This window comes from Spiroplasma endosymbiont of Monopis laevigella, assembly GCF_964019975.1.
Taxonomy (GTDB): domain Bacteria; phylum Bacillota_I; class Bacilli_A; order Mycoplasmatales; family VBWQ01; genus Spiroplasma_E; species Spiroplasma_E ixodetis_A.
This window is the reverse complement of record NZ_OZ026473.1, coordinates 403,919-426,843: the sequence shown is the minus strand read 5'-3', so window position 1 is coordinate 426,843 and position 22,925 is coordinate 403,919. Positions and strand designations below refer to the sequence as shown.

22 protein-coding genes and 1 pseudogene are annotated in these 22,925 nt (G+C 24.8%); 14 read left to right on the top strand and 9 right to left on the bottom strand.

Features of this window, described 5'->3' with window-relative positions; all coding sequences use genetic code 4:
* The first annotated feature begins 55 nt into the window (after positions 1-55).
* The 4 genes from argS (at position 56) to fba (ending at position 4,803) form a co-directional block, all read left to right on the top strand.
* Complete coding sequence (gene argS / locus AACK94_RS02490) at positions 56-1,696, top strand: arginine--tRNA ligase (protein ID WP_338976069.1); 1,641 nt, start codon at positions 56-58, stop codon at positions 1,694-1,696.
* 51 nt (positions 1,697-1,747) lie between these two features.
* The gene (gene rpoE / locus AACK94_RS02485; RefSeq protein ID WP_338961844.1) at positions 1,748-2,155 is read left to right on the top strand and encodes a DNA-directed RNA polymerase subunit delta; all 408 of its coding nucleotides are present in this window, start codon (positions 1,748-1,750) and stop codon (positions 2,153-2,155) included.
* Between the two features lie 36 nt (positions 2,156-2,191).
* Positions 2,192-3,796, top strand: a complete 1,605-nt coding sequence (locus AACK94_RS02480) for a CTP synthase (RefSeq protein WP_338976068.1) — start codon at positions 2,192-2,194, stop codon at positions 3,794-3,796.
* A gap of 137 nt (positions 3,797-3,933) precedes the next feature.
* Positions 3,934-4,803 (top strand): class II fructose-1,6-bisphosphate aldolase, encoded by an 870-nt coding sequence (gene fba / locus AACK94_RS02475; protein ID WP_338976067.1) that lies wholly within the window; start codon positions 3,934-3,936, stop codon positions 4,801-4,803.
* 53 nt (positions 4,804-4,856) lie between these two features.
* Here the strand turns inward: fba and AACK94_RS02470 are convergent, their stop codons facing one another.
* Positions 4,857-5,294, bottom strand: coding sequence for a PPC domain-containing DNA-binding protein (locus AACK94_RS02470; RefSeq protein ID WP_338976066.1), 438 nt, complete (start codon positions 5,292-5,294; stop codon positions 4,857-4,859).
* A gap of 205 nt (positions 5,295-5,499) precedes the next feature.
* Between AACK94_RS02470 and rpiB the strand changes: the two genes are divergently transcribed.
* Together rpiB and glyA are read left to right on the top strand one after the other, a co-directional pair.
* The gene (rpiB, locus tag AACK94_RS02465; protein WP_174480264.1) at positions 5,500-5,928 is read left to right on the top strand and encodes a ribose 5-phosphate isomerase B; all 429 of its coding nucleotides are present in this window, start codon (positions 5,500-5,502) and stop codon (positions 5,926-5,928) included.
* Positions 5,929-5,965: 37 nt separating this feature from the next.
* A complete protein-coding gene (glyA, locus tag AACK94_RS02460) occupies positions 5,966-7,267 on the top strand; it encodes a serine hydroxymethyltransferase (RefSeq protein WP_338976064.1) in 1,302 nt (433 codons plus the stop codon).
* A 65-nt stretch (positions 7,268-7,332) separates the two neighbouring features.
* On the opposite strand, the gene AACK94_RS02455 is transcribed toward glyA, so the two are convergent.
* Positions 7,333-9,609: a DNA translocase FtsK gene (locus AACK94_RS02455; protein ID WP_338976063.1), complete on the bottom strand. Its 2,277-nt coding sequence runs from the start codon at positions 9,607-9,609 to the stop codon at positions 7,333-7,335.
* Positions 9,610-10,012: 403 nt separating this feature from the next.
* Between AACK94_RS02455 and AACK94_RS02450 the strand changes: the two genes are divergently transcribed.
* Positions 10,013-10,456 carry a hypothetical protein gene (locus tag AACK94_RS02450; protein ID WP_338976062.1) on the top strand — a complete coding sequence of 148 codons (444 nt, stop codon included), beginning with the start codon at positions 10,013-10,015 and terminating at the stop codon, positions 10,454-10,456.
* Positions 10,457-10,680: 224 nt separating this feature from the next.
* On the opposite strand, the gene AACK94_RS02445 is transcribed toward AACK94_RS02450, so the two are convergent.
* Positions 10,681-12,255, bottom strand: coding sequence for a sodium-dependent transporter (locus AACK94_RS02445; protein WP_338976061.1), 1,575 nt, complete (start codon positions 12,253-12,255; stop codon positions 10,681-10,683).
* Positions 12,256-12,457: 202 nt separating this feature from the next.
* On the opposite strand from AACK94_RS02445, the gene AACK94_RS02440 reads away from it, so the two are divergent.
* Both AACK94_RS02440 and AACK94_RS02435 read left to right on the top strand, forming a co-directional pair.
* Positions 12,458-12,775, top strand: a complete 318-nt coding sequence (locus AACK94_RS02440) for a PTS sugar transporter subunit IIB (RefSeq protein ID WP_252320477.1) — start codon at positions 12,458-12,460, stop codon at positions 12,773-12,775.
* A gap of 4 nt (positions 12,776-12,779) precedes the next feature.
* Positions 12,780-13,127, top strand: coding sequence for a PTS lactose/cellobiose transporter subunit IIA (locus AACK94_RS02435; RefSeq protein WP_281749073.1), 348 nt, complete (start codon positions 12,780-12,782; stop codon positions 13,125-13,127).
* A gap of 37 nt (positions 13,128-13,164) precedes the next feature.
* Here the strand turns inward: AACK94_RS02435 and AACK94_RS02430 are convergent, their stop codons facing one another.
* Both AACK94_RS02430 and AACK94_RS02425 read right to left on the bottom strand, forming a co-directional pair.
* Entirely contained in the window at positions 13,165-13,302 is a 138-nt protein-coding gene (locus tag AACK94_RS02430) for a hypothetical protein (protein ID WP_252320481.1), read from the bottom strand.
* A 322-nt stretch (positions 13,303-13,624) separates the two neighbouring features.
* Complete coding sequence (locus AACK94_RS02425; RefSeq protein ID WP_338976060.1) at positions 13,625-13,951, bottom strand: hypothetical protein; 327 nt, start codon at positions 13,949-13,951, stop codon at positions 13,625-13,627.
* Between the two features lie 158 nt (positions 13,952-14,109).
* Between AACK94_RS02425 and AACK94_RS02420 the strand changes: the two genes are divergently transcribed.
* Positions 14,110-15,227 (top strand): IS3 family transposase gene (locus AACK94_RS02420; protein ID WP_338975221.1). Its coding sequence is split into 2 segments (ribosomal slippage): positions 14,110-14,380 and positions 14,380-15,227, totalling 1,119 coding nucleotides; the frame shifts between segments, so codons are not numbered across the junction.
* On the opposite strand, the gene AACK94_RS02415 is transcribed toward AACK94_RS02420, so the two are convergent.
* Positions 15,214-15,348, bottom strand: a complete 135-nt coding sequence (locus AACK94_RS02415) for a hypothetical protein (protein ID WP_338976059.1) — start codon at positions 15,346-15,348, stop codon at positions 15,214-15,216. The two genes, AACK94_RS02420 and AACK94_RS02415, sit on opposite strands and share 14 nt — an antisense overlap.
* A gap of 311 nt (positions 15,349-15,659) precedes the next feature.
* Between AACK94_RS02415 and uvrB the strand changes: the two genes are divergently transcribed.
* The 3 genes and pseudogenes from uvrB to AACK94_RS02395 all read left to right on the top strand — a co-directional run bounded on the left by uvrB (position 15,660) and on the right by AACK94_RS02395 (position 18,837).
* The gene (gene uvrB, locus AACK94_RS02410) at positions 15,660-17,645 is read left to right on the top strand and encodes an excinuclease ABC subunit UvrB (RefSeq protein ID WP_338976058.1); all 1,986 of its coding nucleotides are present in this window, start codon (positions 15,660-15,662) and stop codon (positions 17,643-17,645) included.
* Positions 17,646-17,659: 14 nt separating this feature from the next.
* Positions 17,660-18,373: pseudogene (locus tag AACK94_RS02400) on the top strand (CatB-related O-acetyltransferase).
* 8 nt (positions 18,374-18,381) lie between these two features.
* Positions 18,382-18,837: a methylated-DNA--[protein]-cysteine S-methyltransferase gene (locus AACK94_RS02395; protein ID WP_174481403.1), complete on the top strand. Its 456-nt coding sequence runs from the start codon at positions 18,382-18,384 to the stop codon at positions 18,835-18,837.
* Positions 18,838-18,854: 17 nt separating this feature from the next.
* Here AACK94_RS02395 and AACK94_RS02390 read toward each other — a convergent pair whose 3' ends face one another.
* Positions 18,855-20,267 carry an APC family permease gene (locus tag AACK94_RS02390; RefSeq protein WP_338976053.1) on the bottom strand — a complete coding sequence of 471 codons (1,413 nt, stop codon included), beginning with the start codon at positions 20,265-20,267 and terminating at the stop codon, positions 18,855-18,857.
* A gap of 234 nt (positions 20,268-20,501) precedes the next feature.
* On the bottom strand, positions 20,502-21,107 hold the full coding sequence (locus AACK94_RS02385) for a hypothetical protein (protein ID WP_338975901.1): 606 nt from the start codon (positions 21,105-21,107) through the stop codon (positions 20,502-20,504).
* Positions 21,108-21,204: 97 nt separating this feature from the next.
* On the opposite strand from AACK94_RS02385, the gene AACK94_RS02380 reads away from it, so the two are divergent.
* A complete protein-coding gene (locus AACK94_RS02380) occupies positions 21,205-21,483 on the top strand; it encodes a transposase (protein WP_338975565.1) in 279 nt (92 codons plus the stop codon).
* A gap of 83 nt (positions 21,484-21,566) precedes the next feature.
* Here the strand turns inward: AACK94_RS02380 and AACK94_RS02375 are convergent, their stop codons facing one another.
* Entirely contained in the window at positions 21,567-22,805 is a 1,239-nt protein-coding gene (locus tag AACK94_RS02375) for an IS256 family transposase (protein ID WP_338976315.1), read from the bottom strand.
* Positions 22,806-22,925: the final 120 nt, after the last annotated feature.

The window sequence follows — 22,925 nt, the reverse complement described above, 5'->3', positions numbered from 1 at the left end:
GATATAAATTAAATTTATGAGTATAATATTTTAGATATTGAAAGGGGTCTGAACTGTGGACAGTTATGTTATTAATGAACTCACTACTATTATTCTTGATGCAGTAGCATTTGCAAATTATGAAATAGAATTGAATCAAGTTATTATTGAAATTAATAAAAATAATGACTTAGGTGATTATTCTACATCAATAGCAATGATATTAGCAAAAAAATATAAACAAAAACCATTAGACATTGCTGAAATTATAGTTAAAAATATTCATCAGAAACACCCATTAATTAAAAAAATTGATTATATTACCCCTGGTTTTATTAATATTAATATTAATGTTGAAGTATTTAGTTTGTTATTAATGAAAATTATTAATGAGAAATCATTATATGGTCAATCTAATAAAAAAAATATTACTTATAATATTGAATTTATTAGTGCCAATCCAACCGGACTTTTACATTTAGGACATGCAAGAAATGCGGCTATTGGTGATAGTTTAGCTAATATATTAGAACATAGAGGATATAATATAGTTAGAGAATACTATATTAATGATGCTGGTAATCAAATTAATGTTTTGGCCAATTCAATTTTCATAAATTATCAAAATCTTTGTGGCAATGCTGTTGAATTACCAAAAGAAAGTTATCGTGGTTCTGAAATTTTAACTGCTGCACAATCATTTTTGAAATTAAATGGTAATAAATTTGCAAATAAACCTTTTGATGAAACCTCTTCTTTAATTTTTAAAGAATTTGGTATTAATTATATGCTTTCAGAAATTAAAAAAGATTTAAAAAAATTTAAAGTTAAAATTAATATTTGATTTTCTGAATCATTTTTATATAAAGAAAATATTATTTCTAATTTAATCAAACAATTTGAAATGCAAGGCAATACTTATCAACTTGATGGTGCTATTTTTTTAAAAACTACTTTATTTGAAGATGATAAAGATCGTGTAATTGTTAAGAAAGACAAAACTTATACATATATGCTTCCTGACTTAGCTTATCATCATATTAAATTTCAACGTAGTGATGTGTTAATTAATATTTGAGGAGCAGATCATTATGGCTATATTCCACGAATTAAAGCAGGATTATATATGCTTAATAATGATGCCACTAAACTTGATATTTTATGTATGCAAATGGTAAAGGTTATTGATAATGGCAAAGAACAAAAAATGTCAAAAAGAGCAGGAACATCAATAACTTTAAGACATATGATAGATTTAATTGGAAAGGATGCTTTACGTTATTTTTTAGTATCAAGATCAGTTGAATCACATCTTGATATTGATTTAGCACTTGCTAAACAACAATCTAACGAAAATCCTGTTTATTATGCACAATATGTTCATGCACGTATAAATCAAATTATAGAGAATTATCCAAAATTTGAAATTGCAAATAGTATTAATTTATTAACAGAACAAAAGGAAAAAGAATTATTGATTACATTAGATGAATATATAATTATTTTGCAAAAAATTGAAAAACAGCATCAACCGCATTTACTTACAAATTATATTCAGAAATTAGCTAAGTTATTTCATTCTTATTATAATAAACATAAAGTTATTAGTGAAGATCAACAATTAACAATTCAACGATTAACATTAGTTTTAGCAATAAAACAAATAATGGCCAATGCTTTAAATTTAATTGGTGTGGATGCGCCTAAAAAGATGTAAAAAATATATTTTTTATTATTTATAATATACAATTTAGAAGGTGATTAAGAAATGCAAAACAAACAAACATTAGTAGAAGTAGCATATAGTTTTTTATGCAAAAAGAAAAAAAGCAGTTTTAATGAAATTTGAACACATGTTAAAAAACAATGTAATATTTCTAAAGAAGATGAAGAAAAAATTGCTGGTGAACTTTATACTGGAATTATTTTAAATACCAATTTTTTCTTAAAAAATGATAAACTTTGATATCCACGTAATGAAGTCTCATTAGAGGAAATTAAAGAACATATGACAAGAGTAGAAATTCCAAGTAATACAAAAGACGAAATTGATAGTACTGAAACAGTTACAGATAATGATGAAACTATAGATTTAAGTGAAGACGTAGAAGATGAAGATGATGATTTAGATACCATTAGTATTAAACCATTAGAAGATAGTTATGATGATGAATAATAATGATATTATTAATTAATATTTAGGAGAAAACTAATGAATTCAAAGTATATATTTATTACTGGTGGTGTTGTATCATCTTTAGGTAAAGGAATTACAGCAGCATCGCTTGGGCGTATATTAAAGCAAAAAAATATTAAGATTTTTATGCAAAAATTTGACCCTTATATTAATGTTGACCCAGGTACTATGAGTCCTTATCAACACGGTGAAGTATATGTAACTAGTGATGGTGCTGAAACTGATTTAGATTTAGGTCATTATGAACGTTTTATTGATGAAAATCTGACTAGAGATTCCAATATTACTGCCGGAAAAGTATACCAAACTGTTTTAAAAAAGGAACGTGATGGTTTTTATGAAGGGAAAACTGTACAAGTTGTACCTCATGTTACTGATGAAATTAAAAAACATATTTTTAATTCCGCAATTAATAGTAAGGCTGATGTTATTATTACCGAAATTGGTGGAACAGTTGGTGATATTGAATCATTAGCTTTTATTGAAGCCATTAGACAAGTTAAAAACGAAAAAGGTCATGAAAATGTTATTGTTATTCACATTACATTAATTCCTTATTTACATTCGGTTGGTGAATTTAAAACGAAACCCAGTCAACATTCAGTAAAAGAAATATTATCATTAGGTATTCAACCTGATATTTTGGTTTGTCGTAGTGAAACTATGCCACCTGATCATATTTTTGATAAATTATCTTTATTTTGTAATATTAAACGCAGTCATGTTTTAGCAATTCCTGATTGTGATAATATTTATAAAGTGCCATTATCTTTAGAACAACAAAAAATTGATGAAGTAGTTTCAGAATTATTAAAGTTAAATAAAATTAAACCAGATATGTCAGAATGACATGCAATTGTTAAAAAGTTAGATAATATTAATCAAGAAGTTACTGTTGGTATTGTGGCAAAGTATTCGAATTTAAGTGATGCTTACTTATCAGTAATTGAATCATTGAAAATTGCAGGTTATAGTCTTAATACTAAAGTTAATTATAAAATTATTAACGCCGAAAGTTTAGATAGTAAAAACATTAATTCTATGCTTTCCCCTTTCCAAGCAATAATTGTTCCTGGTGGCTTTGGTAATCGTGGTGTTGAAGGCAAAATCAATGCAATTAATTATACTCGAGTTAATAAAGTTCCTTTCTTGGGATTATGTTTAGGTATGCAGTTAGCTTGTATTGAATATGCTCGTAATGTATGTAATTTACAAGATGCTAATTCTACTGAATTTAATGAAAAAACTAAAAATCCTATTTTTGATTTATTACGTGGTAAAAATAAAAATGATCAAATTGGGGGAACTTTAAGATTGGGTAATTATCCAACCACTTTAATTAATGATTCATTAGCAAAATCTCTTTATAAACAAACTATTATTATTGAACGTCATCGTCATCGTTATGAATTTAATAATAGTTATAAAACATTACTTGCAAAAAATGGATTAATTTTTAGTGGTATATATAATAAAGAAGATTTGGTAGAAGTGATTGAGTTGCCAAAAGAAGTACATCCATTCTTTATTGCAAGTCAGTTTCATCCTGAATTCACATCAAGAATTAATAAACCAAATCCTTTATTTTTAGGATTAATTAAAAGTATTATTAAAAAATAATGATTAAGTAAGAAAATTTAATTTTAAAATTGTTATAATTTTTATGAATTGTATATTCTCAAAATATATATGCAACTAGATTTTTTATGAAAATATATAATATAAGGTTATAATATTTTAAGAAAGAAGGAAAAGAAATGAATAAATTTGTTAGTGCAAAAAATATGATTGATAAAGCAAAAGCAGGTAAATATGCCGTTGCTCACTTTAATATTAATAATTTAGAATGAACAAGATCTATTCTTGAAGTTGCACAAGAAACTAAATCATCTGTTATTTTAGGTGTTTCAGAAGGTGCTATTAAATACATGGGTGGATTTAACACAGTTGTTAGTATGACTTTAGCGTTATTGAATGATTTAAATATTACTATTCCAGTGGCATTACATTTAGATCATGGTCAATCAATAGATTCTTGTAAGAAAGCATTAGATGCTGGTTTTAGTTCAGTTATGTTTGATGGTTCTCATTTAGATTTTAATGAAAATATAAAAGGTACCAAAGAAGTAGTTACTTATGCTAAGAAAAAAAATGCATCTGTTGAAGCAGAAGCAGGTACTATTGGTGGTGAAGAAGATGGAGTTATTGGTAGTGGTGAGATTGCTAGTGAGGAAGATTGTAAATCATTAGCAGCTTTAGGAATGGACTTTTTAGCAGCCGGAATAAATAATATTCATGGAAAGTATCCTAAAAATTGAGATGGTTTAAATTTTGATGTGTTAAAAAATTTATCAGTAGCTTCAAATAAGCCAATGGTATTACATGGTGGTTCTGGAATTCCAAAAGATCAGGTTAAAAAAGCTATTAATTTAGGAATTAGTAAAATTAATGTTAATACTGAATTACAAGAAGTATTCGCCGCAGCTATTGAAAAATATGTTACGGAAGGAAAACTTAATGAAGATAAAGGGTTTGATCCTAGAAAAATTTTTAAGCCAGGAATGGAAGCAATTAAACTTAAAGCTAAAGAATTATTAACAGAATTTGGTTCATTAGGAAAATCTTAAAAAAATGGTCATATTAGTAATAATATGACCATTTTTAAATAATTTTCCTTAAATTAAGATAAATTTCAAATATGAAAATTACTTTTATTATCAATAACTTTTGATATTTTTTCATTACTTAAAATATCAATTATTACTTCGGCCTTAATAGCAACTTTCGCGTCTAACATATGACCACCAATTACGTTAAAATTATCATCACCAAAAGTAGTATGACAATGAATAATTGGTTTATTTCTATCTTTTTCATCTCAAATGATTGTTCCAATTGTTGATAACAATTCATATTGTTCAAGAAAAGTTTTTTTTACATAATCAGTACTTTTTTTAGGAATGTAGCCTAAAGTGACATTAGTAATAGCACCAATCATTTGGAATTGTGCCATTCCTATGTTTTCTTTAATAGCAAATTGCTCTAAAGTTTTAATAATCATTTCATCTTTTTCAATAATTAATGCATACTTATTTCCGATCATTTTTTTAATTTTCATAATAAGAATCTCACCTTTCTTTTAGCAGTATTTTAACATATTTATTAATAGCAATAATGATTAAAATTGATTATTATAGGAAAAAAATATTTTTCTTTTTGTAATAAAAATTATTTTAAAAAGAAAATATATTAATTTTAAAATTAATAGGTATAATAAAACTAATATTTAAACTAAGGAAGTGATAAAGTTGAAAACTAATGGTTTAGTAATTGCTATTGGTAATGATCATACCGCTTATGAATTTAAACAACCAATTATTAAATTTTTACATACAGAAGGCTATCAAATTTTAGATTTAGGAACAAATAGCAGTGAACCTGTTGATTATCCTAATTTTGGTTTTAATGTTGCAAATGCTATTGTTAGTAAAAAAGCAGATTTTGGTATTGTAATTTGTGGTACTGGTATTGGTATTAGCATTGCTACCAATCGTATTAATGGTGTTCGTTGTGCTCTTTGCTATGAGGAAGAAACAGTAAGATTGGCAAGACTTCATAATGACGCTAATGTTTTAGCACTAGGTGCTAGAATTATTTCTGATTATAAAGCAGTAGAACTTGTGAAATTATTTTTAAATACTAAAACAAGTGATGAAAAAAGACATCAATTAAGAGTTGCAAAACTAAAATAATTTTACTATTAAATTATTAAAGAGAGGATGTTTAAAAATGGATAAATCTTTTAATAAAGGTCTTGACCCAGAATTAAAAAAAATTGTGAAAGATGAATGACAACGTCAACAAAATCATATTGAATTAATAGCTTCAGAAAACTATGTATCACCAGCTGTACTTACACTCGCTGGAACAATATTAACTAATAAGTATGCAGAAGGTTATCCGGGCAGAAGATATTATAATGGTTGCGAAAATGTTGATAAAATTGAAAATTTGGCAATAGAGCGTTTTAAACAATTATTTAATTGTAGTCATAAACCAGGTCAATGTAAAAAAGGTAATTTTCATGCTAATGTACAACCTCATTCTGGTAGTCAAGCTAATGCTGAAGCATATGCTGCTATATTACGTCCAGGTGATACTATTCTTGGTATGGAACTTGATGCCGGTGGTCATTTAACTCATGGTTATAAAATTAATTTTTCTGGTAAAATTTATCACGGTGTTAATTATGGTGTAAGTAAAAAGGATGAATATTTAGATTATGATGAAATTTTAAAAATTGCTAAAGAATGTAAACCAAAAATTATTGTAGCAGGAGCTAGTGCTTATTCAATACTTATTGATTGATCAAAGTTTCGTAAAATTGCTGATACTGTTGGAGCATATTTAATGGTTGATATGGCGCATATTGCTGGATTAATTGCTGCTGGATTACATCAAAATCCTATTTGTTATGCTGATATTACAACAACAACAACTCATAAAACATTAAGAGGACCACGTGGTGGTGCTATTCTTTGCACTGAAGAATTAAAAAAGAAAATTGATAGTGCGGTATTTCCTGGTAATCAAGGTGGACCATTGGAACATATTATTGCAGCAAAAGCACAAGCTTTTTATGAAGCATTAACACCAGAATTTAAAACTTATCAAATGCAAGTAATTAAAAATGCGCAAGCATTAGCAAAAACTTTTCTTGATGAAAAATTTCATGTAGTGGCGGGTGGAACTGATAATCATTTATTAACTGTTAATGTTACTAATATTAACGGTTTAAATGGTAAAGAAGCTGTTGATATTTTAGAAAAGATTAATATTGTTGCTAATAAGAATGGTGTTCCCTTTGATCCTTTACCAGCTGTTATTACTAGTGGTGTTCGTTTTGGTAGTCCAGCAATGACAACGAGAGGTTTTAAAGAAGAGCAGTTTATTGAATTAGGAAAGATTATTATTAGTGCTTGAAAATTACCTAAGGGTATTAATGATGATGGTTTACATGAATTAAGAAAAAAAGTTGATATACTTTTAAATAAATTTCCCATTTATGAAGATATAAAATTACCTCAATAATAAAATAATTATTTTACATTTGGAATATGAAAATAAGTTTTCTGTTAATTAACAGAAAACTTATTTTATTTTTTTGAATCTTTAATTTCTTTTATTTTTTCAATAAAATTATTATCATATTTAACCGAAGATTGTTCTTTAATAAACTTTATTAATTCCGAAACATCTTCATCACTAATTCATGGTGCTTGTAAGCGATTGATATTATTTTGTCCTAGAGCTAAAAATAACATATCGCCTTTACCTAATAATTTTTCTGTTCCAGCAGTATCAAGGATTGTTTTTGAATCAATTCAAGATGCAACTTTAAAAGCAATTCTTGCTGGAATATTATTTTTAATTACGCCAGTAATTACATCTACTGATGGTCTTTGTGTTGCTATTACTAAATGAATTCCTGCCGCTCGACCCATTTGTGTAATTCGCATGATTCCTTCTTCAACTTGCTTGCTTGCTTGTACCATTAAATCTGCTAATTCATCAATAACAATAATATAATAAGGTAATTTATCAATTTCTTGACTTATTTTTTTATTATAACTTTCAATATCACGATTTCCATTTTTTGCAAATAGTTGGTATCGACGCATCATTTCTAAAATTACTACTTGTAATGCTGCTGGTGTTTTGTTTGCTTCATTAATTACTGGAATAATTAAATGTGGGATATCATTATAAATTGCTAATTCTACTCATTTAGGATCGATTAATATTAGTTTTATTTCATGAGGTTTGTATTGTAAGAGCAAAGAAATTAGTAAATCATTAATAAAAACGGATTTTCCTGAACCAGTATTACCAGCAATTAATAAGTGGGGCATTTCTTTTAATGAATGAAAGATGTAATCACCAGTAGTATTTCTACCAATACTAATTAATAATTTTTTATTTTTATATTTTTCGCTTATATTTTCAAATTGTTCTTGCATATTAATTGGAACAATATTTTTATTACTAACTTCAATTCCAATCATTGATTTACCAGCTATTGGTGCTTCGATTCTAATATTATTATTTGCTAAAACTAGTTTTAGTTCTTCTTCTAAGTTAGTAATTTTGTTAATTTTCATTCCTGAAGTGATTGAAACCTCGTATTTTGTTACTGTTGTACCAATAGTAAAATCATTTACTTTTCCTTGAACAGAAAATTCTTTAAATAACTGATTAATTTTTTCTTTATTTTCTAAAGCATATTTTTCATTTTCTTCTTGCTTTTTTATTAGATTATCTGATTTTTTAGTTAATTTTAATGTTGGTAAAATATATTTTTGATTAATTATAGTTTGTTCAGGAAGAAAAAATTTTGTTTTTTCTTGATTGTTATTTTGTTTTTCATTTTGATTAATAATTTTGTTTTGCTCTTTAATTTTTGTTTCATTATTTTCTAATTTTTGATTATTAATTTTGTTATTTTCTTGTAATAATTCCTTATTGGTTTCTATATCAAAGTTTATTTTTTCGTTTTTTACTTTATTGTTTGCTAAATTTTCTTTTGTAAATTGTTTAGTTTCTAATTTAGATTGCTTATTATTGTTTTTTGCTTGTTGTTTATTTATTTTTAGTTCTTTTTTTAGATTATTGATTTTGATAGTATTATTTTGTGCCAAAGTAAGTTTTTTTTGTTTTTCTTTTGCTTTTTCTAATTTATTAATTTTTTGCTCTTTTCGCTTAACTTTAAAATCTAAAATTGTTTCTTTGATATGATTTGAAATAGTGATAAATAAAATTAAGGGACGGTTAAAAAATAATCAACTAAAACAAATAATAATCATTAATATATTTAATATAAAATTAACAAAAAAAGTTGTGTAACATAAAAATTCTAGTATAGTATTACCAATTAATCCACCAACAAGATAAGAAGGAAAGAAACTATCAATAGTTCAATTATTAAAGGAAATAGGTGATTTGAAAAATCCGTGATAGTTATTAAAAATAGTTGAATTTCATCAAGATTGATAATAATCATTAATTAAATTAATATGAAATTTATTATTAAATCAAATATTATTATAACGACTAATAATAGTAATAGTTTCAATTGTTCAAACGCAGCATATAATAGTAGTAATTATTGCTCAAACAAATGAAGCTTTAAATTTAAAATAATAATTAAAACAAAGTGGAATTAAAGATATATATAATAATATATAAATTAAATATTTGCTTCATCCAAATAAAAAAGAAAATATAAAGTCGTCTAAAAATTTACCAATTGGTAGTAGTCGTAATAAACTAAAAGTTATTAATAACAATAAAATTAGAGTACCTAATAAGATACCAATTTTATTATTATTACTATTTTTAATTTGTTTAATTTTAATATTTTTAAAATCTTTCATAATTTTAAACTCCTAACTTTTCTATTTTAAATTTATTGGTTGAGTGATTGTATAAAAATAATATCATACTATAGGGGTGTTTGTTACTACTTACTAACCATTTTAATAAATATTATTATGATGTGAACTATTAGTAATTTTTAATTATTTTTTTAAAAAATATACAATATATATAAATTAAAATATTATTAATATAAGGAGTAAAAAATGATATTTGAGTAATTTTATTTTGTATGTGTTTAGTAGTGATAATTATATTGACAATTTTTTAAATATTATTAGTACTTTAATTGATTATATGGTTATATATAATAAACAATATCCATAGTTTAAATCTTGAAAAAGAATAAAAAATAAATTAAAAGAGAAAAGTAAAAATTAAAGATTGAAAGTGAATTAAAAAATGTATAATACTGAAATGAATAATAATGATTTAATGTTTATGATTATAGGTTTGCCTATAATAGTTATTATTATAGGAGTTATTATAGTTTGTGTAGTTACTTCAATTGATAGTAGTTCTAGAGTAGATGCAGTTAATAATGCAATTGAAAAAGAAATAAAATATTTTTTATTGAATAAAAATGATATAAATTATGTTTTTAAAAATGGTAATTTATATCAACAAATGAAAAATGAGGTAAAGACTGCAATAATAGATTTGAGATATAATAAATATACGTTTAATAAATCATATATTAATAGATCTGAAAATAAGATTAAACAAATACAACGTATTATTAATAAATATTATAAATTAGATAAAAAAAATATTATTGAAATTGATAATGAAGAAGTTACTAATAATATTATTTTAATAGAAAACAAAGAAATTGATAATGAATAAAATAAAGTTACCTAAATAACTTTATTAATAATATTATTGGATTAAATAATGACTTTGTTGTATTCTTATCTTATAACTGAGTAAATAATAAAATATTTTATTATTGAATTCATTTTAATTATTATTGTGCTTGGATTTTATATAGCATATTTTATTATATAAGACATTTTAATATGACTATTTAATGAAAAATTATCTATTTAAATTAGCAGTTATATTAATTTTTATTCAGTGTCGACTTTAATAATTTCAGTTTTTGTTTTTTGTTTAAATAGTGTATTATTAATTTTTATAAAATAGATTTTAATATTATTTCAGAAAGTAAAAATTAAAGTAAATAATAAAACAGTAATAGCTCCTAGCATCAAGCCAATAGTTAGAAATATAAAAGGATTACTAATTATATTATTAATTAATTGATATAAAGCAAAGACCAAGTTAATTAAAATAATTGTTGGAATAAGGATTAAACATAAATATTTGAAACCTTTATTTCATTTAACTCATGAATATTGATTATTAAATTCTTTTAAACTATCATAACATTTTCAAATAAGGATAACACCAATTAATTCACAAATACCAATAATCATTTGTCAAATACCAGTAACTCATATTGCGAGCCCATCAATTAAAGGACTACTATTATTAAAGCAGAATATTAAACCAAGCATAAAACTACTAATAATCATTATTAATAATGCTTGATAACGTTTAATACCATAACAACTAATTAGAGGATTAACAACGGCTTCAGCTATTGCTATTAATGAAGATATACCAGCAAAAAATACTGATAAAAAGAAAAGGAAAGCTAAAGTGTGACTTAAAAATGGAAGATGTGTTTGCTCAGTAATGATTGCAAAAACTTGTGGAAAAACTTGAAAAATTAAAGTTGGACCCGAAATAAATACTTCATCAATAGTTTTATGCTGATTATATGCAATTGCACCAATTCCTCCAAAAACAGTACATGTTGTTAATAAAGCAACAATAACAGTACCAACCATAATAATTAAACCTTTATTAGTATTACTAGTACCAATTGGCGCATGACTTGAAAAAATAATAATAACACCTGTACAAGTTGAAAGCATAAAGAAGGCTTGTCCAAAAGCATCAGTTCAAATGCTACTAGTTAATATTTTTTCACTATTAAAACTAAACATTGTTTTTAAACCATCTAGAGCACCAGGCAAAGTTAAAACGTAAATCATCATCATTAAAATCATGATAAATAGACTAGGAATAAAAATTTTATTTGCTAAATCAATCCCTTTAACAACGCCACCCAACAAAATAACACCAGTAATAATTCAAACCATAATTAAACTAATTAAAACTCAAATACTAATATTACCCAATTGACTAAAACTTTGTGGTACATCGTTGGAAGTTTGACCAATTAATTTATTTAAGAAAAATCCTTGTTGATTTAAACTAGGAAGAAAAGACATAACTATTGCCAATAATGATCAAGCGACAAGAACACTATAAAATACACCCATTATTCAAACAACTGCAGTTTGTAAAAATCCAAAGAAAGTCCCGGGAGTTTTTGCTAAATCTTTAAAAATTTCAACATGATTTTTACGATATTTATTACCTAAATTGATTTCAATTAATAAAATTGGTAAAGCACAGACAATTAGTGCAATAAAGAATGGAATTAAAAAGATACCACCATGTTTATTCATTTGATTTGGAAATCCCCAAATACTTCCTAATCCTACAGCAGCACCTAGTACTGACATAATAAATCCTCATGTAGTTATGTTTTTTTTCTTTTTGCCTTTCATATAATCAGTCCCTTTATTTTTAGATAGTATTATGAATTTTACACAATAGTTATCAAAGTTACAATATATATTAGTAATATATTTTTAATCTTTAGTTAAAAGTTATATTTTTTTAAAACCATTAAAATTCAAATTTAAAAATATCAATGTATAATATTCTTAGTTATGTATATTTGATTTTTGTTTATTAGGAGGAAAATAGATGATAAAGATATTACTTACGTGTTCAGCTGGTATGAGCACTTTAAGACTAGAAGCAAATATGAAAGAGTATATTAAAGAGTTAAATTTAGATTATGAAGTGAAAGCATTAGGTGCTACTGAAGCAAAAGCATCTTTTGCTAAAGGTGAAAAATGGGATGTTGTTTTATTAGGACCACAAGTAAGTTATATGAAAAATGATTTTACTAATATTATTGGAAATGCTGCTCTTAATGTTATTCCAGCAGCAGTTTATGCGATGGTTCAAGGTAAAGAAACGTTAGAATTAGCAATGAGTTTATTAGAAATTAAAAAATAATACTATGAGCATTAAAGAAAAAGAGAAAAGTAGTAATATTGATTTTGAAAAAATTTCACTTGAAATAATTTCTTCTGCTGGAAAAGCAAAATCTTTAGCAATAGAAGCAATTACTCTCGCTAAGGAAGCACAATTTGAAACAGCATTAAAAATGATTGATGAAGCAAATGATAATATTACTAAAGCTTTGCAATCACATATGAGCGTCATTGTTGAAGAAGGTAAAGGTTATCAATTACCTTTTTCAGTATTGTTTATGCATTCTGAAGATCATTTGTTAACAACACAAATGATGATTGAAATTAGTAAAGAATTTATTAATTTATATCAATTTATAAACAGAAAAAAATAAAAATAGGCATTTGCCTATTTTTATTTAAAGTATAAAATTAATCTTTTGGTTTTTTTTCAAAATCTTCTCCATCTTTTTCTAATCCTTTGATTGGACAAAGTAGAGGATAATTTTCTTTACAATAATCACAATGTCATTTTTTCTTTTTGAAAATTTCTTTAAATTTTTTAAACATTATATTTTTTCTCTCTTTCTTTTCATTATTTTTTTGTAAGTATATTTTATTATTGTTCAAGTTCTGTTCATGAGCCAGTAGTGTTAGTGACTACTTTTCATCCTGTATTACTATTTTCGAATTTAGTTTTTAATTGATTAAAATTCTCAATAATTTTTTCAGATAAAGTATATAAATCTTCGTTTGAAATATAACCTTTTCAACCACTTGCATCTCATTCGGGAAATCTAGAAATAATATTAAAAATTTCAGTTTTATTTTTATTAGTATTTAAAATTTTTTGTCATTCATATCGACTTATTGCAATTTTTAAAGTATCATGTTATAAAAATTTATAATATTTTTCTATTATATTTTTATCGTGAGTATTTGGTGAAAATTGTGGTGCTAAAAAAAATAATTCCTTAGGTGCTTCATGATAAGTTACTATAATTCCATACGTATTATATCCACGTATATTAATTAAAGACGAAAAATTATTTATTAACTTTTCAGTTAATTCATATATGCTAATCTTTTCTCATCCATTACCTTGATAAGGAAAAGATGAAGTATCATAGTATATTTTTTCTCTTAATTTTTCAAGGTCATTTAAAGAAAAAAGTTTAAATCAACTATCTAAAGTACTACTATTAATGTATATATACAATATAGCAAGTTCATATTGAAATTCATAGTTAGTAATAATTTTATCTTCACCATCATATTTTATTGGTTCATTATTTAAAATATGGATGGGTTACACTTTATTGGACACTAATTACATAGACAAGTGAACAAATTAGTTAAAAGAAAGGAATTATAATTATGGTCACTATTAACTCATATTCAGATGAATTTAAAAAACAAATAGTAGCTTTATATCAAAGTGGCAAATCAGTATCTTGCCTTGTTAAAGAATACAATGTTACAAGAGCAGCTACTTACAATTGAATTAAGCAATTTACTAATTCAGGTAGTTTTAAAACTAAAGATAATCTTTCAGATTTAGAAAAACAATTAATTCAAGCAAATAAAGAATTAAAACAGTTACGAATGGAAATTGATATTTTAAAGCAAGCAGCACTAATAATAGGCAGAAAGTAGAGATTATTGCAAATAATAAATCTAAATATAAAATTCGCACAATGTGTCATTTTTTAAAACTCTCTAAATCAACATATTATTTTAATTTAAAGAAAAAAAATAAAATTCAAAATAATATTTATGAACAAGCTGTTATTAGTGCTTTTAAAGAAAATAAAGAAGTTTATGGTACTAGAAGATTAAAAGTCATACTAGCAAACCAAGAAATTTATTTATCACGCAGAAAAATTAAAGAAATTATGAATAAGCATAATTTAATATCAAAATACACTAAATTATCATTCAAAAATTATCATAATAAAGTCAATGATAGTCAAATAACCAATCTTGTTAATAGAAACTTTAATAATAGAATTAAAAATGAAGTTATTGTTAGTGATTTAACTTATGTTCAAGTTAATGGTAAATGAAACTATATTTGCCTATTAATCGACCTATTTAACCGCGAAATTATTGGACATAGTGTTGGAGTTAAAAAAGATGCATCATTAGTATATCAAGCATTTATGCAATCAAATCACTGTTTAAAAGATATTGAAATATTTCATACTGATCGCGGTAATGAATTCAATAATAAAACTATTGATAAACTTTTATTAGCTTTCAACATAACTCGATCTTTAAGCAAAAAAGGATGTCCTTATGACAATGCTGTTGCTGAAGCAACTTTTAAAACTTTCAAAATTGAATTTATTAATGATAAAAATTTTACATCATTAATCCAATTAAAATTAGAATTATTTGATTACATCAATTGATATAACAACATAAGAATTCACAGTACTCTAAACTACCTAACTCCAGTTAGTTATCAAAAACAAATGTCTACCAAAAAATAGTCCTAAAAAGGGTTGCCATTCCAATATTTGTAGTTTTAATTTCGGTGCTTAAAATAGAATTTAAGTTTCCTATGGTTGTTGCAAATGTTAAAAGACTTACTGTTGTTAATAGTTTTTTCATAATCATCCCCCCTTATTTAGTTTCTTTACTTTATATAAAAATTATTTTAATTATCTGGCTAAAATTTTACTATATTTTAAGTAAAATAAAATATAAAAGATAATAACTCAATTTTAAACATTGGATTTATTTGATACTAAACTTTAAATTTTTTAAGAAATTTATTATAATTTTTTATACTTATAAAAATCAAAAAATAAGTATAGTATTTATATTGTTTTATAATAATTTTAATTATATAAAAGTTTTATTATTATTTTATTTAAAATAATATGGTATTGTATATAGAAGTTTTAAAGGAATATAAAGTTATGTTTAAATTAAAAGCACCTTATAAACCAACAGGTGATCAACCCGAAGCAATTAGTAAATTAGTAGTAGCTATTAAAAATAATATTAAATACCAAGTATTATTGGGAGCCACTGGCACGGGTAAAACTTTTACAATGGCCAATGTTATTGCGCAAGTGCAAAAACCAACTTTAATTTTAGTACATAATAAAACATTAGCTATGCAATTATATGGAGAATTGAAAACTTTTTTTTCTGAAAATCGCGTTGAATATTTTGTCTCATATTTTGATTTTTATCAACCTGAGGCATATTTACCAAAAACCGATACTTATATTGATAAAAATTCTAAACAAAATCAAGAAATTGAAATGTTAAGATTAAGTGCTTTAAATGGTTTATCTATTAGTAAAGATGTTATTGTTGTGGCATCGGTAGCAGCAATTTATGGTGAACAAGAACCAACAGCATATAAAGATAACTTTTTTGAATTGAGAAAAGGACAAAAAATTAATAGAAAAGATTTATTATTAAGACTAATTAAAAATGGATATGTACGTAATGATATTACATTAGAACCGGGTAGTTTTAGTGCAAAAGGTGATTTAATAAAGTTAGCTCCATCTTGAAATGATCAATTTTATTTAAGAATTAGTTTATTTGGTGATGAAATTGAAGAAATAGTACGTATTGATACATTAGGTGCTAATGTTTTAGAGCGTTTTCCCTTTATTACAATTTTTCCTGCGCAAAATTATATTACTAGTAAAAATCGTGTTGATCAGGCAATTATTAAAATTACTGAAGAGTTAAAAATAACATTAGCACAACTAAGAAAAAATAATATGTTAGTAGAAGCGCAAAGATTAGAACAAAGAACAGAACATGATCTAGAATCCTTAAAAGAATTTGGTATTTGTAGTGGTATTGAAAATTATTCTCGTCATTTAGAAAATAGAGAAGTGGGTTCAGCACCATATACTTTAATTGATTTTTTTCCAGATGATTTTTTAACAATTATTGATGAATCTCATATGACATTACCGCAAATTAGAGGAATGTATAATACTGATCGTAGCAGAAAAGAAACATTAGTAAAATATGGCTTTCGTTTACCTAGTGCTTTGGATAATCGTCCTTTAAATTTTAATGAATTTTCTAATAAGTTAAAGCAAGTTATTTATACTTCAGCAACTCCTGCTGATTATGAATTAGCATTAATTAAAAATGAAGTTGAGCCTTTTAATGTACCAGTTCAACAAATTATTCGTCCCACAGGTTTATTAGATCCAACAATTGAAATTAAACCAACTAAAAATCAAATGGAAGATATTATTAATCAAATAAAATTACGAACAAAAAATAATGAAAGAGTATTTATTACTACTTTAACAATTAGAATAGCAGAAGAATTATCAAATTTTTTACAAGAACAAAAAATTAAAGTTGCTTATATTCATAATGAATTAAAAACATTAGAACGTACTAAAGTTTTGTTAGATTTAAGAAAAGGTGTTTTTGATGTTATTGTTGGTATTAATTTATTACGTGAAGGATTAGACGTACCAGAAGTGTCATTAATCTGTATTTTGGATGCTGATAAATCTGGTTTTTTACGTAATACTAAATCATTAATCCAAACTATTGGTCGCGCAGCACGAAATGTTAATGGTCATGTTATACTATATGGAGATATTAAGACAGAGGCAATGACACAAGCAATTGAAGAAACGCAAAGAAGAAGAGAAATTCAACTTGCTTATAATAAAAAACATAATATAGTACCAGTTACTGTTAAAAAACCGTTGAGTGAAATCGTAAGTACTAGAGAATTAGATGTTGATTTAAAAATTTTAAATTCAAGTAAAGGTAAAACAAAAATAGCTGCTAAAACAAAGATAATTGCTGATTTAAGAGTTGAAATGTTACAAGCAGCTAAAGATTTAAATTTTGAAAAGGCAGCTTCACTTCGTGATTTAATTTTGAGTATTGAAAGTGAAAAATAAAGGAGTAAAATAAGTTGACCGATAAAGCACAAAAAGGTATTTTGATAAGTCCAAATACTAAAATTAATCCTCATATACCAATAATATTTTTAATAAAAAATTATATTACTAAACCTAAAATTTTTATTGGTGATTATACTTATTATCATGATTTTAATGGTGAGCAAGCAGCTATTGATTTTTAAAATAAAAATATAATTTATCATTTTCCAAATATGATAAATGATGAATTAATTATTGGTAAATTTTGTTCAATTGCACAAGGTGTTTTATTTATAATGAATGGTGGCAATCATAATTATTGTGTAGTTTCAACATTTCCTTTACCATTATTTTATAAATCATTAAATTTATCAGAAGTTACAGAAAAAGATAAATTAGATAAATTTCCGATTAAATCACCAACAGCGATAGAAAATGATGTTTGAATTGGTCATGATGTGGCAATCTTAAGAGGGCTAACTATTGGTAATGGGGCAGTAATTGCAGCTAAAAGTGTAGTTACAAAAAATGTGCCTCCTTATGCTATTGTTGGTGGTAATCCTGCTAAAATTATAAAATATCGTTTTTCTAAAAAAATAGTTCAAAAATTACAAAATATAAAGTGATGAGATTGATCTATTGAAAAGATTATTGAAAATTCAGATTTGTTAAAACAAAATTTTGATAATAAAATATTACAAAAACTTGTAAAAGAAAGTAATAGTTTAAATAAAATAAAGGGGTAATAAAAAATATGAAAAAATATGGTTATTTAACTACTAAAATAGGTTTAATTGAAATCATAGTAGTTGCAGAACAAGTAGTAAAAGTTAGTTTCGTTAATACTCGTCAAGTTGCTAAGGATAGTAGTAATATAGTGGTAGTTAATTGTTTAAAACAACTAGCAATGTATTTTGATAAAAAATTAAGTGATTTTAACTTACCAATAGCTTTAAAAGGAACTCCTTTTCAAGAATTAGTATGGAGTAAAACTTGTACTATTCAATTTGGGACAACTTTAACTTATCAAGAATTAGCGCAAAAAATAGGTTATCCAAAAGCAAGTAGGGCAGTGGGTTCGGCTTTAAGTAAAAATCCATTAGCAATTATTGTTCCTTGTCATCGAGTTGTTAATAAAAATAAGAATATTGTTAATTATCTTTATGGTGCCCATATTAAAAATTTTTTATTAGCACAAGAAAGTAAATAAGGTATAAGATTATTTTTTTATGATTGATTATCTTTTTTTTGATTTTTAAAATTGTTAACAATTTTAACTACATAATTTTTAATATAGTAAACAGGATATCCTGCTAACATAACAGCAATTAAAATTAGTGAATTTCATAATGCTCAAATATTATTATTTTGTGTACCATAATAATACATTGCTAAAAATGATCCAACAATAGCAATTATTGCTCCTAAATAACCAATAATAATGAAAAAATAAAATCAAAAATTATTAAAAATCTTTTGATAGTCTGGATGTTTGCGCCTTAAAAAGATAATGACTGAATTAACAATTAATTTTAAAAAACTAATAGCAATAATAAAGTAATTAGTTACTTCATACAATTGATTTCATAAAATATAAATTAAAGCAGCAAATATTAATAGTAGCATAGCAGCTCATGGCATATTAGTTCTTTTAGTTGTTTTTTGAAAAAATTTAAACAAATCTTTTTCTTCACTCATTTTAAAAATTAAACGTGATTGATAAAGCAGAAATGCATTTAGTGAACCAACAAATAATAAAATTGCTAGTCCTGAAAAAATATAAGCTAAAACGCGAGGAATATTAGGATTATTGATAATAGCATAATATCAAACGTTACTAAATCCTTTATTTTCATCTAATCATAAAAGTGGTTCATTAATAGTTAACAAAGCAATTAATAGTATTAAATATAAAAAAATAATTAGTCCTGTTGCAATAATTAAAGCTCAAAGTACATTTTTTCTTGGATTTTCTACTTCTTCAGTAACATAAGTTATTGCTTCAATTCCTGAATAGGCAAATAGTGTCATTGTTGTAGCTGGTAATAAAACATAAGTTGCAAGAAAAATTTTTGATAAATCTTTTTGAACTATTTCACTATTAAAACTATCTGTATTTCCATAAATCATAGCAATAAATAAAACAAAAGTAATTGGTAATCCTTTTAAAATTGTAAAAATAATTTGTGTTTTTCCAGAACTATTTTTAATAAATATTTGGACTATAGCTAATGCAAATAAAATTAAAATTCCAAATGATTTTATCAACCATTGGTTAGTAATATGAGCTAAAGTACCGATAATATTACCTAATGCTAAAGTAGCAGAAGCAACGGCAGTAGCACTAACCATTAAAACTAAAATCCATCCCAATCAAAACGAACAAGCCATTCAATTTGCTTTTTTTAATCAATAATAAGCACTTCCATTTCCCGGAAAAGAAATAGCAGTTTCTGCTAGTAATAACATTTCTGGCAAAATTAAAATACCGCCTAAAATTCAGGCACATATCATTAAAATCGGATTAAATCCACTTTGAAATGCTACTTGTCCAAATGAAATTAGTACTGATGATCCAACTGTGGCAGAAATTGCCATCATTAATATTACTCAAAACGAATACTTCTTTTTTAATTTCATGTCTTTTTCCTATCTCTATTTATTGGGAGCGTACCGATGTTGTCGATAATATTCAAATTTGTCTTTAAATTATAAGATTAGACGAGAATCAATATGCAATTGTATGTTAATCTTAACACTTGTAAAATATTAGTCAACAATAATACTTACTTTTATAACTCAAAAATTCTTATTAAATTTTACTTTAATAAGTTTTATTTTATTTTTAGTTATCTTTAAATTGAAATGGTTAATTTATAATAATTGTATTGCTGTATTTATTTGATAACATTTAAAATTAACCATTTTGGTATACATATCAATGTTATAAGTTCTATCACCAATCATATGCTTTAAAATTTGTTTAATATTAGTTTCAGTAAAGCAACCAATATTTTCAACTAATGCTTGATTTAATACGCCATCTTTTGCATTAACAAAATAACCAACTTTTAATTTTTTATATTGTAAAGTCAATGATTGTAAAAAATCAATTAATTCATAATATTGACCTTTGGAAAATAAATTTATTGCATTTTGATAGTGTAATTTAGCAATTTTATTTTTTCTTCTTCCAGCCATTATGCCAAGAAATAAAACATGAAAAGCATGGAATTTATCTAAAATAAATTTAGCATTTAAAATTGTAGCAGTTTTTCTAATTCATTTTGCACTATCTCCACAAACTATTAAATTTGCTTGGTCAAAATTTTCAAAAAATAAATTACCATATTTTTCAATTAATTTGGCAGTTTTTTCAGCACCAATTTCTGTTTTTGATACTCTAATTTTACATACAGCTCTTTTATTAATTAATTTTCCATTCTTCTTTTTACCAGTACAAAATACTAATAATCTCATTGAACATTTTGGATGGGTTACTGGATGGGTTACACTTTATTGGACACTAATTACATAGACAAGTGAACAAATTAGTTAAAAGAAAGGAATTATAATTATGGTCACTATTAACTCATATTCAGATGAATTTAAAAAACAAATAGTAGCTTTATATCAAAGTGGCAAATCAGTATCTTGCCTTGTTAAAGAATACAATGTTACAAGAGCAGCTACTTACAATTGAATTAAGCAATTTACTAATTCAGGTAGTTTTAAAACTAAAGATAATCTTTCAGATTTAGAAAAACAATTAATTCAAGCAAATAAAGAATTAAAACAGTTACGAATGGAAATTGATATTTTAAAGCAAGCAGCACTAATAATAGGCAGAAAGTAGAGATTATTGCAAATAATAAATCTAAATATAAAATTCGCACAGAGGCTTTTTAATAATCTGTGTATCTTTGTTTTACAAAGTTACTAATTTAGATTAATTCTGTCTTCAAATTTTATCATAAAATGAGCAATTGCTGTATTTCAATTTTGAATAGGCAATGTTCATTTTTTTGTTATATTTTCAATTGCCAAGTAAAATATTTTGAAAACTGCCATATCATTAGGAAAAACTTTTTTATTTCTGATGATTTTTCGTAATTGACTATTAACAGATTCAATAGCATTTGTAGTATAAATCACTCTTTTGATTTCTACTGGATAACTAATAAAAACCATTAAATTATCTCAATTTTTATATCAAGATTTAGTAATTTGAGGATATTGTTTATTTCATTTACTTTCAAACGATTCTAAAGCTTGCATTGCTTGTTCTTCACTACATGCACTATAAATTGGTTTTAAATCTGCAACTAGACATTTTCGATGTTTGTATGAAACATATTTTAAACTATTTCTAATTTGATGAACAATGCATAATTGATGTTCTGTTTTAGGATAAACTGATTGTATTGCTTCTGACATGCCTGTTAAATTATCACTACAAGCAATAAGAATATCATTTAAGCCACGATTTTTCATTTCTGTGAAATTAGATAATCAAAACTTAGAACCTTCATTTTCACTAATTCATAATCCTAAAACATCTTTTTTGCCTTCTAAATCAACTCCTAATGCTATATAAACTGATTTGTTAATAATCCGTTTATCTTGTCGTACTTTAACTACTATACAATCAAAATAAACAATAGGATAAATACTTTCTAATGGTCGATTTTGTCATGCTTTAACATCATCAATAACATCATCAGTAATTTGACTAATAACACTTTCACTAATATCAGCACCATGATATAACTCTTGCAACTGCATTCTAATGTCAGATAATGTCATTCCTTTTGCATACAAGGAAAGAACTTGTTGATCAAAACCATCAAATCTTCTTTGCCTTTTAGGAACTATTACAGGAGTAAAATTACTATTGCGATCTCTTGGTACATCAATTTCAATTTTACCTTGTTGAGTTATTAATTTTTTTGAACTTGTACCATTACGAGCATTTTCAGTAGTACTATGTTGATTTTTTTCATATCCTAAATAATTTTGCATTTCAGAATTCAACATTTTTTCAACTAATCTTTTTGTTAATTCTTTATATAAACCGCTAGGTTTAAAAACTGTTGTTAAATCTTCAGTATTTTCTAGTAATAAATCTACTGCTTTTGATATTGGATCATTATTATTAAAGTTATCTTTTTTAGCCATCTGTAACTCACTCTTTCTAGTCATTTAATTATATTTACTAGAATTAATTAAACATAGTTATTTTTGTAAGTTACACAGATTACTAAACATTTCCATTAAAATATTTGTTTTTATTCTTTT